Source organism: Corynebacterium sp. HMSC06G04 (genome assembly GCF_001807365.1).
Classification (GTDB): domain Bacteria; phylum Actinomycetota; class Actinomycetes; order Mycobacteriales; family Mycobacteriaceae; genus Corynebacterium; species Corynebacterium simulans.
The window spans coordinates 30,334-44,744 of record NZ_KV788616.1 but is presented as its reverse complement, the minus strand read 5'-3'; the positions used below and the strand labels follow the sequence as shown (position 1 = coordinate 44,744).

The 14,411-nt window shown below is 60.6% G+C and carries 15 protein-coding genes and 1 pseudogene; 3 read left to right on the top strand and 13 right to left on the bottom strand.

Translation table 11 applies throughout. The features are described from left to right. Positions 1-15: 15 nt before the first annotated feature. Positions 16-384 carry a GntR family transcriptional regulator gene (locus HMPREF3158_RS06180; RefSeq protein ID WP_061920376.1) on the top strand — a complete coding sequence of 123 codons (369 nt, stop codon included), beginning with the start codon at positions 16-18 and terminating at the stop codon, positions 382-384. Further along, positions 381-1,499 carry a DUF5808 domain-containing protein gene (locus HMPREF3158_RS06175; protein WP_061920374.1) on the top strand — a complete coding sequence of 373 codons (1,119 nt, stop codon included), beginning with the start codon at positions 381-383 and terminating at the stop codon, positions 1,497-1,499. The genes HMPREF3158_RS06180 and HMPREF3158_RS06175 overlap by 4 nt, the downstream gene beginning before the upstream one ends. Before the next feature lie 17 nt (positions 1,500-1,516). On the opposite strand, the pseudogene HMPREF3158_RS06170 reads toward HMPREF3158_RS06175, so the two are convergent. From HMPREF3158_RS06170 to HMPREF3158_RS06125, 10 genes and pseudogenes are all read right to left on the bottom strand, one after another. Then, a pseudogene (locus HMPREF3158_RS06170) lies at positions 1,517-2,009 on the bottom strand (type 1 glutamine amidotransferase domain-containing protein). A gap of 48 nt (positions 2,010-2,057) precedes the next feature. Then, positions 2,058-3,449, bottom strand: a complete 1,392-nt coding sequence (locus HMPREF3158_RS06165) for a protoporphyrinogen oxidase (RefSeq protein WP_061920370.1) — start codon at positions 3,447-3,449, stop codon at positions 2,058-2,060. Further along, a complete protein-coding gene (gene hemE / locus HMPREF3158_RS06160) occupies positions 3,449-4,489 on the bottom strand; it encodes a uroporphyrinogen decarboxylase (protein WP_070456830.1) in 1,041 nt (346 codons plus the stop codon). The genes HMPREF3158_RS06165 and hemE overlap by 1 nt, the downstream gene beginning before the upstream one ends. 66 nt (positions 4,490-4,555) lie before the next feature. Beyond that, complete coding sequence (locus tag HMPREF3158_RS06155) at positions 4,556-5,107, bottom strand: tellurium resistance protein TerC (protein WP_070456810.1); 552 nt, start codon at positions 5,105-5,107, stop codon at positions 4,556-4,558. Next, the gene (locus tag HMPREF3158_RS06150) at positions 5,104-5,919 is read right to left on the bottom strand and encodes an MFS transporter (RefSeq protein ID WP_246816191.1); all 816 of its coding nucleotides are present in this window, start codon (positions 5,917-5,919) and stop codon (positions 5,104-5,106) included. The genes HMPREF3158_RS06155 and HMPREF3158_RS06150 overlap by 4 nt, the downstream gene beginning before the upstream one ends. Before the next feature lie 64 nt (positions 5,920-5,983). Further along, on the bottom strand, positions 5,984-6,961 hold the full coding sequence (gene hemB, locus HMPREF3158_RS06145; RefSeq protein ID WP_062036005.1) for a porphobilinogen synthase: 978 nt from the start codon (positions 6,959-6,961) through the stop codon (positions 5,984-5,986). Between the two features lie 99 nt (positions 6,962-7,060). Beyond that, positions 7,061-8,740, bottom strand: a complete 1,680-nt coding sequence (locus HMPREF3158_RS06140; RefSeq protein ID WP_070497751.1) for a bifunctional uroporphyrinogen-III C-methyltransferase/uroporphyrinogen-III synthase — start codon at positions 8,738-8,740, stop codon at positions 7,061-7,063. A 215-nt stretch (positions 8,741-8,955) separates the two neighbouring features. After that, positions 8,956-9,843 carry a hydroxymethylbilane synthase gene (hemC, locus tag HMPREF3158_RS06135; RefSeq protein WP_070497749.1) on the bottom strand — a complete coding sequence of 296 codons (888 nt, stop codon included), beginning with the start codon at positions 9,841-9,843 and terminating at the stop codon, positions 8,956-8,958. Between the two features lie 17 nt (positions 9,844-9,860). After that, positions 9,861-11,228 (bottom strand): glutamyl-tRNA reductase, encoded by a 1,368-nt coding sequence (locus HMPREF3158_RS06130; RefSeq protein ID WP_061920358.1) that lies wholly within the window; start codon positions 11,226-11,228, stop codon positions 9,861-9,863. Positions 11,229-11,342: 114 nt separating this feature from the next. Next, complete coding sequence (locus HMPREF3158_RS06125; RefSeq protein WP_061920356.1) at positions 11,343-11,594, bottom strand: glutaredoxin family protein; 252 nt, start codon at positions 11,592-11,594, stop codon at positions 11,343-11,345. 138 nt (positions 11,595-11,732) lie between these two features. Between HMPREF3158_RS06125 and HMPREF3158_RS06120 the strand changes: the two genes are divergently transcribed. After that, positions 11,733-12,749 (top strand): HAD-IB family hydrolase, encoded by a 1,017-nt coding sequence (locus tag HMPREF3158_RS06120; RefSeq protein ID WP_070497822.1) that lies wholly within the window; start codon positions 11,733-11,735, stop codon positions 12,747-12,749. Positions 12,750-12,804: 55 nt separating this feature from the next. On the opposite strand, the gene HMPREF3158_RS12520 is transcribed toward HMPREF3158_RS06120, so the two are convergent. The 3 genes from HMPREF3158_RS12520 to proC form a co-directional block, all read right to left on the bottom strand. Continuing rightward, on the bottom strand, positions 12,805-12,906 hold the full coding sequence (locus HMPREF3158_RS12520) for a 30S ribosomal protein bS22 (protein WP_003855542.1): 102 nt from the start codon (positions 12,904-12,906) through the stop codon (positions 12,805-12,807). A gap of 244 nt (positions 12,907-13,150) precedes the next feature. After that, positions 13,151-13,339 (bottom strand): helix-turn-helix domain-containing protein, encoded by a 189-nt coding sequence (locus HMPREF3158_RS06115; protein WP_005527601.1) that lies wholly within the window; start codon positions 13,337-13,339, stop codon positions 13,151-13,153. Positions 13,340-13,575: 236 nt separating this feature from the next. After that, a complete protein-coding gene (gene proC, locus HMPREF3158_RS06110; protein ID WP_061920354.1) occupies positions 13,576-14,367 on the bottom strand; it encodes a pyrroline-5-carboxylate reductase in 792 nt (263 codons plus the stop codon). Between the last annotated feature and the right edge of the window lie 44 nt (positions 14,368-14,411).

Genomic DNA, 14,411 nt, shown 5'->3' with positions numbered 1-14,411 from the left:
AGAAAGGGGGTCGGCATGTTCCTCACCCTCAATCCAGAATCAGGTGTCCCGCTTTTTACGCAGCTTCACGACGCCATCGTTTCTGCCATCGCACATGGCGAACTACGAGACGGCGACAAGCTCGATCCAGTACGACGCGTCGCCGCAGACTTCGGCATTAATCCCGCCACCGTCAAGAAGGCTTATGACAAGCTCGTCGCCGAAGGCCTAGCCGAAACCGCTGGGCGCTCCGGCACGGTGGTTCGCCCTGGAGCCCGCACCGACGCACAAAACCAACAACTCGTTGAGGGCCTTCAGCGCGCAGCCTTGCTAGCCCGCGCACAGGGCTTCAACGATTCCGAAATCCGTTCCCACCTCGACGCAATTTTGAAGGATTTGCCATGATTTTCGCCCTCCTCATGGCGGCCATGACCCTCGCCGTCACTTGGACCATCGCCACCATCCCCGCCATCGCTTCCCTGCCGCTTGGTGTGAGCGTGCCGCAGGACAAGCGCCAAGACCCACAAGTTCAAGCCGCACTGCGTTCCTACCGCACCAAGGTCTGGATCTGCGGCATCCTCACTACTCTGCTCACCCTTGCCGCATGGAAGTGGCCTATCGTCGCCGCTTTCTCCTCGCTCATCGTGGTAGTCGGCGCCATGTTTAGCTACGTCACGGCACGTCGCCGCATCATCGATGCAAAGGCCGCTGGCAAGTGGTACGACGAGGTAGAAACAGCGATTTCCGCACGCATCACTCGCACCAGCTTTACGGAATCGCAACTCGCAGGTCTCAAGACCACTGTGCGCTTTCCATGGATTAGCGTGCTCGGCTCCTTACTCGTCACCGCTGTCGGCGCAATCGTTGTTGCGATGCGCTGGGACAACATCCCAGAAACCATCCCAACGCACTGGGGTGCCGGCTTGCAGCCCGACGCCTGGAGCGACAAGTCCGTCCCGAGCGTCTTTATAGGAACTTTTGTATCCCTCGGATTAATCGCACTCTTTGCCGTAATTTTCTGGGCAATGGCCGCCTTCCCGTCGCACTCCCGCAACGACCGCTCCATCAAAGGTCAGCTGCGCAACGATGCAATCCTGGCAGCTTCTAACGAAGGCATCGGCCTGCTGTTGCTGGCTATGTGCGTCCCCCTCACTATTGACCAAATCGCCGGTCCGCTCCCCGAATTCAGTGACTGGCTGCCCGTAGGATTCTACGGCCTGCTCCTCTGCAGCATCCTCGGAGTCATCGCGCTCTTGGTCCTCATCGCTCTCCGGGCGAGCCAGCTTGACGACGCCCTGCGTGGTGTCAGCTTCCCTGACGAGGGCAAGGAATCGCCAGATAACGACGAGCACTACAAGTGGGGAATGTTCTACTACAACCCCGACGACCCAGCAGTCCTCGTGGACAAGCGCTTCGGCGTGGGCGTTACCTTCAACTTCGCCACTTGGCAGGCGAAGGCATTCATGGCCTTCATCCTGCTAGTGACAGTTGTCCTCTGCGCCCTACCGGCACTGGCCTAATTCGCGGGAACGATGGCCTAATCCGCGAGCGCGTCGACCAAGGTCTTCGCAAGCTTCTTGGAAGATTGCGGGTTCTGACCGGTGTAGAGATTGCCATCTACCACGACGTGCGAGGGAAATGGCAGCAGGCCCTTGTCGTAGTCCAAGCCTCGCGCCACCAGCTCATCCTCCATCGGGCCATGGCCGCCGGGATAGAACACGAGGTCATAATCTTCCTCGTTCTGGTCATGGAGGTCAGCCGGGTTCTCCAGGACATCGGAGAGCTCCGCAAGGCGAGACTTCAGCTTCTTGGCCGAAAGCGGATCGGTTCCGCCGGAGATGCTCAAAGAGATTTCATCAACTACTGGCTTGACCCCGCGCGGGGTCGCCACGGTGATGTCATATCCGGCCTCAGTAAAGATGTCATAAGGAGCGATGAACTCCTCTGCCCAGAAGCCGGTGGGGGTGCTCCGTGCCGTCTTTAAGAGTCCAGACACGGGCACCACTTAGAACCATAAGTACGTGAGTCATGCCGCCGCATCGTACCGATTGTGTGCGTGTGAGAGCTTGGCTGCTCTACTACGCGAGCAGCCGCTCAACGGCACCGCGTGCATCTGCCACAACGGCTGGCACGCCCACACCGCCGGACCAGGCGCCGGTGGCCTCGATGCCGGGGACGTCGGCAAGCGCGGCGTGCGCTGCAGCGACTGTGTCCAGGTGGGTCTCGTCGTAGCGCGGGATGCCGCCGAACCAGCGTTGGGTGAAGATCTCGGAAACGCCGGCGGCGCGGCCATCGAAGCCGGTGATGTGCTGAAGATCGTCCAAGGCGTAATCAACCAGATCGTCTTCCTCCGCGCGGACGAGGGCGTCGTCGCCGAAACGGCCGAAGGAAGCACGCACCAGCGCGCCGCCGCGTTCAGCCAGGTGCGGCCACTTGCGCGAAGACAGCGTAAACGCTTTAGCGTGTACGTCCTCTTGATCCGTGCCCACCAAAATGCCGGTGTTATCCGGCAGGCGGTTGCCGTTCGGATCGGTATCGGAATCGAACTTGAAGCCGACGACCACAGAACCGGCCAGTTTGACCTTCTTCAGCGCGGCAGAAGCCGCAGGAGAAAGAGCCGGCAGAAGACGCGCGGTAGTGGGCGCCGGGGTGGCAAAAAGCACGCGGTCATAAAGGCCGGCCTCGTTCGGTGCGCCCTTGACGCGGAAGCCCTCGGACTCACGGGTCACTCCGGAGATAAAGGAATCGAGGTGAATATCGGCGCCGGACTTTTCCGCGAGCGCCTCGTAAACCTCAGCGTAGCCGCCGCGGAAAGTCTGGAAAGGCGCCCCCTTGCCCGGGGTGCGTGGGCGTGCCTGCTCCATTGCGCGGACGGCGTCGGAAAGCTTGACCGGGCCATCAGCTGCGAGCTTATCCAAGCTAGCGGCCAGCGCCGGGATCGTGGCGCGCAGGCCCAAGTCATCCGCAGTGCAGGAATAGACGCCACCCAGAAGGGCGGAGACCACGTGGTCCACCACGTCGTCACCAAACTGCTGACGGACCAGCTTGCCCACCGAAACATCGCCACCGATTTTCCACTCGAAAGGCTCTTCGTTGTCGATACGGCGCGCGGTCTCCGCAGAGACCAGCGGAGCGATGGACTCAGACGAGGACGGGATGCCCATCATGCCGCCGGAAGGCAGGGACTGCAGCTTGGAATCGACGTAGACCAGCGGGGATAGACCCGAAGGAGAAACAAAGGAATCCGCCAAGCCCAGCTTGGTGAAAAACTCCACTACCTCTTCGTTGCGGGCTAAGAAAGCCTCAGCGCCCATGTCTGTTGGGCCGTCATTAAACGGAACCGTGTAAAGCTTGCCGCCGATGCGGCCCTCAGCCTCATACACGTCCACCTTGTGCCCAGAGTCATGGGAAGCAATCTCCCACGCTGCTGTAAGGCCTGCCAAGCCAGCACCAATAATCGCGATCTTCATTAGCCCTCCTCGTGAATGATAGAGACGGCGCGGGTAACAGCCTCCGCCTCTGTGGTTGGCAAAACTCCGTGGCCAAGATTCCAGATATGCGTATCGATGTCGCCGGCTGCTTGGGCTGCCGCGACCTCGCCCTTGATGGTGCGCACCGCGCTGCGAATGGCGTCATCGCCAGCAAAAAGCAGCGCCGGATCTAGGTTGCCCTGCAAAGTGCGCGCGCTCACGCGCTTGGCTGCGGCATCCATGGAGACGCGATAGTCCACACCCATGACTTCAGAGCCGGCCTCCGACATCGCGCCGAGCAGCTCGCCGGTTCCCACGCCAAAGTGGATACGCGGGATGCGGCCTTCCGCGGCCTTCAAAATCTCCGTGGAATAAGGAAGCACGAACTCACGGTAGTCGCGCTCGTTGAGGTAGCCCGCCCAGGAATCAAAAAGCTGCATCGCATCGATGCCCGCTTCCATCTGCAGTTGCAGGAAGTTGATGATGGTCGGCGTCAGGCGCTCCATCAGTGCGTGCCAGGTCTGCGGCTCCGCATGCATAAGGGCCTTGGTCTTCTCGTGGTTCTTGGAAGGACCACCCTCCACCAGGTAGCTGGCCAAGGTAAATGGGGCGCCGACGAAACCGATAAGCGCCTGGGTCTCGGTCAGCTCATCCAAGATGATGGCGATGCCATCGCGAACCTGCGGAACATCAGTGTCCAGGATGGGCAGCTTGGCGACGTCCTCTTTGGTGCGCACTGGCTGTTCCATCACTGGCCCGCGGCCAGGCACGATGTCCACGCCGACGCCAGCGGCCTTGAGCGGCACGACGATATCGCTGAACAAAATCGCGGCATCAACGTCGTGGCGGCGCACCGGCTGCAGGGTGATCTCAGCGAGCAGCTCCGGCATGAAGCACGAGTCGAGCATGTCGATGCCCTCCCGAACCTTGCGGTATTCCGGCAGGGAACGCCCTGCTTGACGCATGAACCACACGGGCGGACGGGACGGCGTGCGGCCAGCGGCGGCATCGATGAGAGGGGCGTTTTTAGTTCGTGACATGGTCTTCATTATGAATCAAAAGTTGGATTTAAATCTAGTTAGCTCTGCCTTGGACAGGCCCGCGAGCTAGAAGCGCGGATTACGCTCGCGCATAAACTGGTTCGAATCCGGGCGATAGAGCAACAACAACGCCACGGCCAGCACAACCGGGATGGCCACTAGGCCGAGCCCGCCCACGCCCAAGGCCATGGCGGCAATGTTGACAAACAAGCTAAAGGCAATCGCGATGGTGATGATCCGACGCGACCACTTGGAGCCATGCGGCAGTTGCGGCGCGCACAGCGCCATCACGAGCGCACACACGATGTTAGAAATAGCCACGAAGTTGCGGTTGCGGGACAAATAATCAGCAACCTGCTTTGAGGCAGCGACTTCTTCCGCGCCAGAGTCACCGAACATGCCAATCATGCCGGAAACCAGCATGATGATCGCCGCAATCACGAGCACCCAGTAGGCAAAGCGCAGCGACTTCGGCGCGCCGCCGGCACCCGCGGTGTCTACTTCGGACTGCTTGTTTCCAGCCTGCTTGCGGCCAGCGCGGTTGTAGTCCACCGGACCTGGGCGCGATGGGTCGCCCTTAGGCTGGCCACTTCCCTGGCCAGGGAACATGCTTGTCATCGGCGCGGCTCCTGCTCATCCTTGCCAGCCTTCGCATCCTGCTTTTGCTGTTGCTGCTTTTCCATCAGCTCTTTGCGCTCCTGTTCGCGGCGCTCGCGCTCCTTCTCGCGGCGTTCCTGCGCCAGCTCTTGCTCCAGCTTGCGCATCTGTTCCAGCTCGCCGGTGTAATCCAGTGTCTCTTCCTTAAGCGAGAAGATAAGGCCCATGACTGCTCCGACACCAACCAGGATTTGGATGATGCCATCGCCGGCAATCAGCCAGTCCGGCGCCTCATTGCCCGCGGGCGTGGCGAGGAAGACTAGGAGCGTGCGGAAGGCAAAGAAGAGGGAGAACGCGAACCACAGGCGGCGTCCGGTTGCCGCGGCTTTGCCGCCCTTGTTGAGTAAGTGCAGCATCACTGCGAGAACGACGATGATAACCAGCGAGAGCACGGAGGAAAATGCCACCGAGCCATATCCGATTACCTCAATCAAGGAATCAGAGACCTTCTGACCAGAGTCCTGCGCGGCTTCCTCCGCCGTCTGGCGTGCCTGGGCAAAAAGCACCGAGCGATTCAGCAACGTCATCACCAGGTTCAAAATCTGGTGAATGACCTCCAAAGCCAACGCGCCCGCCCACAGCTTCAGCATGAGGCTTACGGCCTCCGTACGCTCCTTCGGAGCCTGCGGTGGCTTGGCATTACCTGTCTGCAGCGCCCCACGGTGCTGCGGCGCATGCTGCGGGTTTTGAGTCTCCGTTCGCTCCTTCGGAGCCTGCTGCGGCTGTGAAGGCTGCTGATTCTGAGGGGGCTGAGGGGAAGCCGGAAGTGTCACAAAATTCCTTATGTACTGTATATTCGCGAAAAATTGGCCAGTGGCCGCGGAAAGAAAGAAGCGGCTACTTCAGCAAACGAGCGGCGTCGGTGGCGAAGTAAGTAAGGATCTGATCCGCACCGGCGCGCTTGAATGCGGTCAAGGACTCCAGCATAACGGCCTCTCCATCAATCCAGCCATTTTGCGCAGCGGCCTTAATCATCGCGTACTCACCAGAAACCTGGTAAACCGCAACCGGCACGCTAGAGCGCTCAGCCGCAGCGGCCAGCACGTCGAGGTATGGCAGGCCCGGCTTGACCATGACGAAGTCAGCGCCTTCCTCAATGTCCAAGTCGATCTCCAAAAGGGACTCACGGAAGTTGCGCGGATCCTGCTGGTAAGTGCGGCGATCTCCTTCCAGGGAGGAGCCCACGGCATCGCGGAACGGGCCAAAGAAGGCAGACGCGTATTTTGCGGAATAAGCCATGATAGCGACGTCTTCATGGCCGGCTTCGTCAAGCGCCTCACGGATGGCGGCAATCTGGCCGTCCATCATGCCGGAAGGGCTAACCATGTGAGCACCCGCGCGGGCCTGCGAGCGAGCCATGTCTTGGTACAGGCTGACGGTCTCATCGTTGAGCACGCGTCCGGATTCATCGAGCATGCCGCAGTGGCCGTGCGAGGTGAACTCATCCAGGCAGGTATCTGCCATGACGATGAGGTCATCGCCGAACTCCTGGCGTAGCTCCGCAATGCCGCGGTTCAAGATGCCCTCCGGATCCCAGGCAACAGAGCCGGTGGCATCCTTGTCTTCCTCCCGCGGAACGCCAAAGAGGTCAACGCACTTAACGCCCGCATCGAGCGCTTCATGGGCAGCGCGCTTGAGGGAATCGAGCGTGTGCTGATAGACGCCCGGCATGGAAGTAATTTCCTGCGGCTTATCGATGCCGTCCATGATGAACATCGGCAGAATCAGATCCGCAGGCTGCAGGGTAGTTTCCGCGACCAATTCGCGGAAAGCAGCAGACTGGCGCAGGCGGCGGGGACGGCGAACAAGGCTCATGAGTATTTCTCCCTAGAGGTCTTTTTCTTTGCCTCGCCAGTCTACTCATACTTTAGTTGCAGACTAACCTTGCCCCGCTGCCAGACGGATGCGGCAGACTTAAGCAGACTTGGTCGCCTTCTTACGCGAGCGGCGCTTCTTCCGCGGTGCCGGCAGGTTGCCCGCAGCGCGCAGGGCGGCAACGTGTTCAGCCAGGGCGTCGATAAGCGCTGGCACCTCAGCAACCTCCGGGACCACGTCGACGCGCAGGCCCAGCTCTTCGGCGGCGGCCTTCGTGGAAGGGCCGATGCAGGCGATGATGGTGCGCGCGTGCGGCTTGCCGGCGATGCCGACTAGGTTGCGCACGGTAGAGCCCGAGGTAAAGGCCACGGCGTCGAAGCCGCCGGACTTGATCATGTCGCGGATCTCCGCCGAAGGAGGGGCGGCGCGCACGGTGCGATAAGCCACGACGTCATCAACGTCCCAGCCCAGCTCCTCCAGGCCGGTAACCAGGGCATCGCCCGCAATGTCCGCCCGCGGCAAAAGCACACGACCCACAGCGTCGATGTCTTCGACATAGTTCGGGAAGACCTCGACCAAGCCCTCAGCGTTTTGCTTGCGCTTATCCGGCAGCAGCTCCGGGACCATGCCCTTGGCGCGGATGGCATCGGCGGTCTTGGTGCCAACGGCGGCCAAGTGAACGCCGGCGAAGTCGCGGGCATCCAGGCCCAGCTCCGCAATCTTGTTCCACACTGCAGAAACCGCATTCACGGAGGTAAACACGATCCATTTGTAGCGGCCTTCCACGATGCCCTTGATAGCGCGATCCATCTGCGCCGGGTTGCGAGGCGGCTCCACCGAGATAGTCGGCACAGACTGCGGGATGGCGCCATAGCCGGCCAAGCGCGCGGACATGGCAGCTGCCTGCTCCTTGGTGCGTGGCACCAGCACGCGCCAGCCATAGAGCGGACGATTCTCCCACCAGGAGTACTTGGAACGATCGTCAAAGCTGCGCCCCAAGGTCACCACGAGGTCGCCGGGCAACTCGGCGTCGAGCTTGCCCAAAGTTCCCAAGGTGGTCTCATGCGTGCGCTGCAGACGGGTGGTGCCGTGAACAGTCACGTAAGCCTCAATGTCCGCAGACATGCCGCGCTCGATGAGCTCCCGGGAAATCACCGAAAGGTCGGCGGCGGTTGCCTGCAGTACCAGCGGCTGGGTAGCGCTTGCCAGCGCATCCCAATCAGCGCCTTCAGTAATATCCGCCTCGGTATAAGTAGCGCCCAAAGCCAGACCAGCGAAGGAAGGAACGGTAGAAGGCAGGGACATGCCGGGTACTACCTGGAACTCCAGGCCTTCGGCGGCCACGGCCGAGATTTCTTCCTTGATGGACTCGCGATTGAGCGGATTACCGCTAACCAAGCGGATGACGTCAAGTCCATCGGCTACTACCAAGCCTTCGCGCAGTTGCGCCACGATGTCTTCAGATTGCGGCGCATAAAATACCGCTGCCGTTGGCGGAGCAGGACGCGGCGGCTTGCGGCGCGCGCCAGCCTCCTTGGCCTCCGCACAGATGCGCGCGTACTCTTCTTCCGCGGCGTCGAGAAGCTCCTGCGGTACGGGAACTGCGCGCGCGACGACGTCGCGGATTCCGGAGGAAACCTCTTCATCGACGATTGCGATTGCGTTCGCCTCGAGAACCTCGCGGGCGCGGACGGTCAACAGGTCAGGATTGCCTGGGCCGGCGCCTACAAAAACGACTTTTCCCAGTTCAGACTGAGTGTCCGGCACAGCGTTGCTCATAAGGTTCTTTTCTACGTTTGGGCCTCAGGCACCACGCACGGACATGATCGTGCGCGGCGAAAACCCTGCGACCAGCGGGCGGTGTTCTTCACAGCGTATTAACGGCCAAAATCCCAGGCCAGAAGTCCTGGGATCAAATTAAGGGGGGCCGAATCATTGGAGGCCAATGATTGTGTGCTAGATACACCTTAAATTATCAAGGCCTAAACAAAAAATTAGTTACCCAGCAGCTCGGCTGCGCCACGGGAGAAAAGCTCCTCAGATACAGCGCTGCCCAGTGCCGCAGCATCGTTCAGGGAACCGGAAGCGGTGGCCAGAAGTTGGCGAGAGCCGTCAAGCGCGAATACGCCGCCACGAACGGTGAGCTTATCGCCGTCCACCTCGGAGGTAGCTGCTACCGGAGCGGTGCAGCCGGCCTCTAAGCGGGAGAGCACGGTGCGCTCGCCCAGTGCGGCCGCAGTTGCTTCCTCATCAATGAGGGTTTCGATGGCACGGGCAGCCGCAGAATCCTTGACAGCCTCGATGGCCAGCGCGCCCTGCGCCGGGGCCGGCATGAAGTCTGCAGGCGAGAAAACCTCGGTGGCACGGTCCTGATAATCGGCGCGCACCAACCCGGCATAGGCCAGCACCACGGCATCAAGCTCGCCGGAGGTTACCTTGCCCATGCGGGTGTCGATGTTGCCGCGCAACGGCTGGATGTCCAGGTCCGGGCGCACCGCCTTGAGCTGGCTGATGCGCCGCGGCGCCGAGGTACCCACGCGCGCGCCCTCCGGCAGCTGCGCCAAGGTAAGTCCATCGCGCGCCACGAGCGCCTCGCGCACGTCTTGCCGTTCCGGGACGACGAGGAGGAAGCGTTCGTCCGCTGCCGTGGGCAGATCCTTGAAGGAGTGCACCGCGATATCGCATTCGCCGGCATACAGCGCCTCGCGCAGCGCCTGGGTAAATACGCCCACACCGATGCGCTCGACCGGCGCCATGTTGACGTCACCGTGAGTGGTGACGATGTGGAGCTCAGACGCAAAGCCCTTGGCCGCCAGCCAATCGCGCACGTGGCCGGACTGCGTCGTAGCGAGCTTGGAACCGCGGGTACCGATCTTGAACATATTTTTAAAAGTTTCCTCTAATTAGTGCTTTGTTCTTGGCTCTTTTTGACTTCGCTCAAGGCTGGCAGATCCTCGACGTCTACGGAGACGCCGCTGCCTTCTAACTGCAGACCGAACAGCTCCTGCAGCGCCCTTTCATGGCTGACCGATCCGGAGTTAGCAGCCAACTGCTTAGCTCGCACCGTCGGCTCGTGCAGTAGCTTGTCCACCACGCGTTTGAGGGCACGGGAGACATCATCCATCTGCTTTTCATCCAGTTCCGGGTGCTTTTGGTTCAGGCGGGCGACTTCGCATTCGACGAGGTCGGCAGCGCGGCGTCGCAAAGCGGATACTGCGGGAACGACGTCGCGCACGCGCTGTGCGGAAGCATAGGATTCAAGCTCCTCGTTGACGATGCGGCGAGCCTGCGCGTGCGGGCTCGTTCCTGCAGCGATGTCGGTGTCAGCGGCGTTGAGCGAGCGGCTCAGGCGCTCGATGTTAACCAGATCAACGTTATCGATGTCCGCCGCGGCATCATCGATGTCACGCGGCAGGGAAAGGTCGACGAGCATCAGGGCCTTGCCTTGTGCGCCGTGCTTGGCGACGTCGCTTTCAGTAATGGTGAAGTTCTGCGCGCCGGTGGCAGAAATCGCCATGTCTACCTGTCCTAAAGCCTGGGCACGCTCGCCAAAGTCAATGACCTCAGCGCGCACGCCCGCCTCATGCGCATGGGAGGCAAGGCGCTCGGCGCGCTCGCGGGTGCGGTTAGCGATGACCAGCTGGGCGCCTAATCGTCCCGCGTGGGTGGCGGCCAAAGAAGCCATGGCGCCCGCGCCCAGGATAAGCACGCGCTGGCCCTGCAGGTTCTCCTGCCCCATGCGCTGTAGCGCCTGGTCAAAGGCAAAGGAAACCATCGAGGAACCGGCCTCGTCGATGTTGGTCTCAGTGTGCACGCGCTTACCGGTGTGCAGTGCGGACTGCGCCAAAGCGTGCAGTCGTGCGCCGACCGTGCCCTGGTCCGAGGCCGATTGATAAGCCGCACGCACCTGGCCGATGATTTGTTGCTCGCCCATGACCATGGAATCAAGACCGGAGGTCACCGTCATCAGGTGCTCGGCCGCGGCATCGGCGTAGCGCACGTACAGGTAGCGGCGCAGGTCCTCCTCCGGAACCCCGGAAACCTCAGCCAGCACGTGCACCACGTCCTGGACACCGGTGTGGAAGGAATTGGTGACCGTGTAGACCTCCATTCGGTTACACGTGGAGATGATCATGGCCTCGGAAAGAGATTGTGCAGAAACCAGCTCCCCGCAAGCGGTGTTTTGCACCGCGTCATCCATGCTTAGTTTCTCCAGCAGCGCTACTGGTGCCGACTGGTGGGACATGCCCACGACGAGCACACTCATGCACAATCCTCCACTTTCAGATCAACCCTTTGATTGACATAAATCAACCAAAAGCCTAATAGTTTATCCGGCTTTTGCCGAACTAAGGCTGTGCTAATTAGGGGCTAATTAGGACTAATTAGGGCTAGCCGCAAGCTCGGCTGCGAGCTCTTCGTTGTCTACTTCCCAGCAGGAGAACTCTTCTCCGTCAATGACTACAACGGGCACACGGTCGCCGTATTCCATTGCCAATTCTTGGTCTTCATCAACGTTGCGGATATAAAAATCCGCTCCGGCGGCTTCTACTACTGGGGCAATTTGCTCCCGTACCCTAGCGCAAGAACCGCAGGTAGTACGAACCATCAACTCTACGACACGGCGCGACATATCCCTATTTGCTCCTGACTTTGGCGCTTTATAAAAAGACGCCATTGGTCGAAAGGTTTACTATGGACACGATAGTCCGCCTCCCCGTCGAAAGCTGCATGCGTACCCGTGTCCTCTGCGTCCCCCACCCCACCCGGAATGCCCGATTCTCCCCGCGACTTCCTCGCGAATTGGACCGCCAGCCGGGGAAATCTACGCAATTTTCTTGAGAACCAAGCATTAGCGCCGCTTGACGACGACGCACAAAAGACCGCTGGTGAGGCTGCTGCACGCGCTGCGGTGGATAGCATTTTCGGCCTCGACCTAGAGTCCTATCACTCGGGCGTGGATTCCGTGCAGGGTTCTTTTGAGTCCGCCGGCGCGAAGAAGATCACCCAGCCGGATCCGGATGTCCCACAAGACGCCGGGGCCGCGGCCTTCTTCGACGTGGACAACACGCTGATTCAGGGCTCTTCCCTGGTTGCTTTCGCCTTTGGGCTCTACCGCAAGCGCTACTTCAAGCTCCGGGAAATCCTGCCCATTGCGTGGAAGCAGTTGAAGTACCGCGTCTCGGGCAGTGAAAATGCCGACGATGTCGCCGCTGGCCGCGTGCAGGCCTTGGACTTTGTCAAAGGCCGCTCGGTAGAAGACATGGTGGCACTGTGCGAGGAAATCGTCGATGCTTCCCTGACCCGCCGTGCATATCCGGGAACCAATCAGCTGGCGCAGCTGCACGTGGCCGCGGGCCAGCAGGTCTGGCTAGTAACCGCGACCCCGGTACAGCTGGCCCAGGTGCTGGCAAAGCGTTTTGGCTTCACTGGTGCGCTCGGCACCGTGCCTGAGGTAAAAGACGGCAAGTTCACCGGCCGCCTGCTGGGTGATATCCTGCACGGCCCTGGCAAGACCCATGCCGTCGCGGCACTGGCCACCATTGAAGGCCTCGACCTAGAGCGCTGCACCGCCTACTCGGACTCCGTCAACGACGTACCAATGTTGTCGATGGTTGGCACCGCCGTAGCGATTAACCCCGACTCCAAGCTACGCGACGTCGCCGAAGACAACGGCTGGCTCATCCGCGACTACCGGTCTGTGCGCAAAGCCGTGCGCGCCTACGGCCTTCCTGCCCTGGCCACCGCAGCCTTCTCTTATGGCGGCTGGCGCTGGATAAGAAAGTAGCGCCTTTGCGACAAAAAGGCCCCGGCTCCCTTTCGGGAAACCGAGGCCTAAATGTTTACTTGCCAAGCTTACGACGCTGAACGCGGGTGCGGCGCAGCATCTTGCGGTGCTTCTTCTTGGACATGCGCTTACGGCGCTTCTTGATGACAGAACCCATAGTAGGTTTCCTCACTTTCGAGATCAGTACGTACTAAACCTGCCAGCCACAGCCTGGAAATGGCCGCTAAGGTGCACTTCTCAGCAACCCCACGCTTTGCGAACAAGGCGTGGAAGACGCAGGACCGCTGGCACGAATGGTGACTATCTTACCCAGTCGGGGCCTACGTACCAAAAAAGACAGTGCCCACCACCGCAGACCAAGCTGGTCAGCAGAGGTGGACACTGTCGAAGGCGCGAGTATTTTAAGCTCCGTAAACGGAAGCCTCGAGGTACTCGTTAACCGCAGACTCGTGAACGCGGAAAGAGCGTCCAACGCGAACTGCCGGCATTTCGCCTGCGTGAACCAAACGGTAGACAGTCATCTTGGAGACTCGCATGATTTCTGCGACCTCGGCGATGGTCAAAAAGGTTCCCTTATCTTCATTAGCCATAGTTTATCTAACCCTTCAGCCCGTGACGCGCTGTAGGCTTCCCCTCCCACAGGACATTCACGCACGTGCTCGTACCAGCCTATCGTGAAACCTGTGACTAATGCGACCCAAGAGCCAAATTTTTTCCCAGGTGTCCCCCAGCTCTCGCCAAACTCCCCGCGCAACTGGTGTCACACGAGGATCGGCCGCTCTGATTTTTGGTCCACATTGGGGACACCCGTGCTGCTAGGAAGCCTTTAGCCAAGCTCCTTGGCACGCTGTGCGCATGCTTCTGCCGCGCGGTAGAACGCGCCACGCAAGCCGGACTCCTCCAACTCGCGCACTGCTGCCGCAGTCGTGCCGCCTGGGGAGGTAACGCCAGCACGCAACGCGAGCGGCTCACGGCCGGACTCGACGAGCATGGCACCGGCACCAGAAGCCGTCTGGGTGGCCAGCTTCGTCGCAACGTCACGGGTAAGACCCAGCTGCACGCCGGCGTCGACAAGCGCCTCAACAACAAGGAAGAAATAAGCCGGCGCGGAACCCGCCAACGCTGCGGCTGCATCGATGTCCTTTTCAGCAACGACTGCTACTTCACCGACGGCACCCAGAAGCTCCACAACGCCGTCGAATTGCTCCTCACTGACGTGGGTGCCCGCGGTAGCCGTGCTCATGCCCTTGCCCACCAACATCGGCGTATTCGGCATAACGCGCACAACCGGCACTCCGTCACCGGCAGCGGCCTCCAGCTTTTCTAACTGGATGCCAGCAGCCAGGGACACTGCGACAGCGCTTGTAGGAATCTCTGCTTCTGCGAAGACCTCTTCAATGGCATAAGGCTTCACGCAGCCAAAGACGAAGTCTGCATCCTTCACAGCCGCCCTGTTATCGCTCAAGGTCTTAACGCCGTAGGTCTTTTCCATATGCGCGCGACGATCCTCGCTGCGGTTAGTCACGACGATGTCCGCACCGTCATAGCCAGCGTTCACGAGGCCCGAAACGAGGGCCTCACCGATTTGTCCTCCACCAAGTACTGCAATTTTTGCCATGCCAACCACAGTGCCAGAAAGCCTGCGGCCAGGCCACCTTGTTA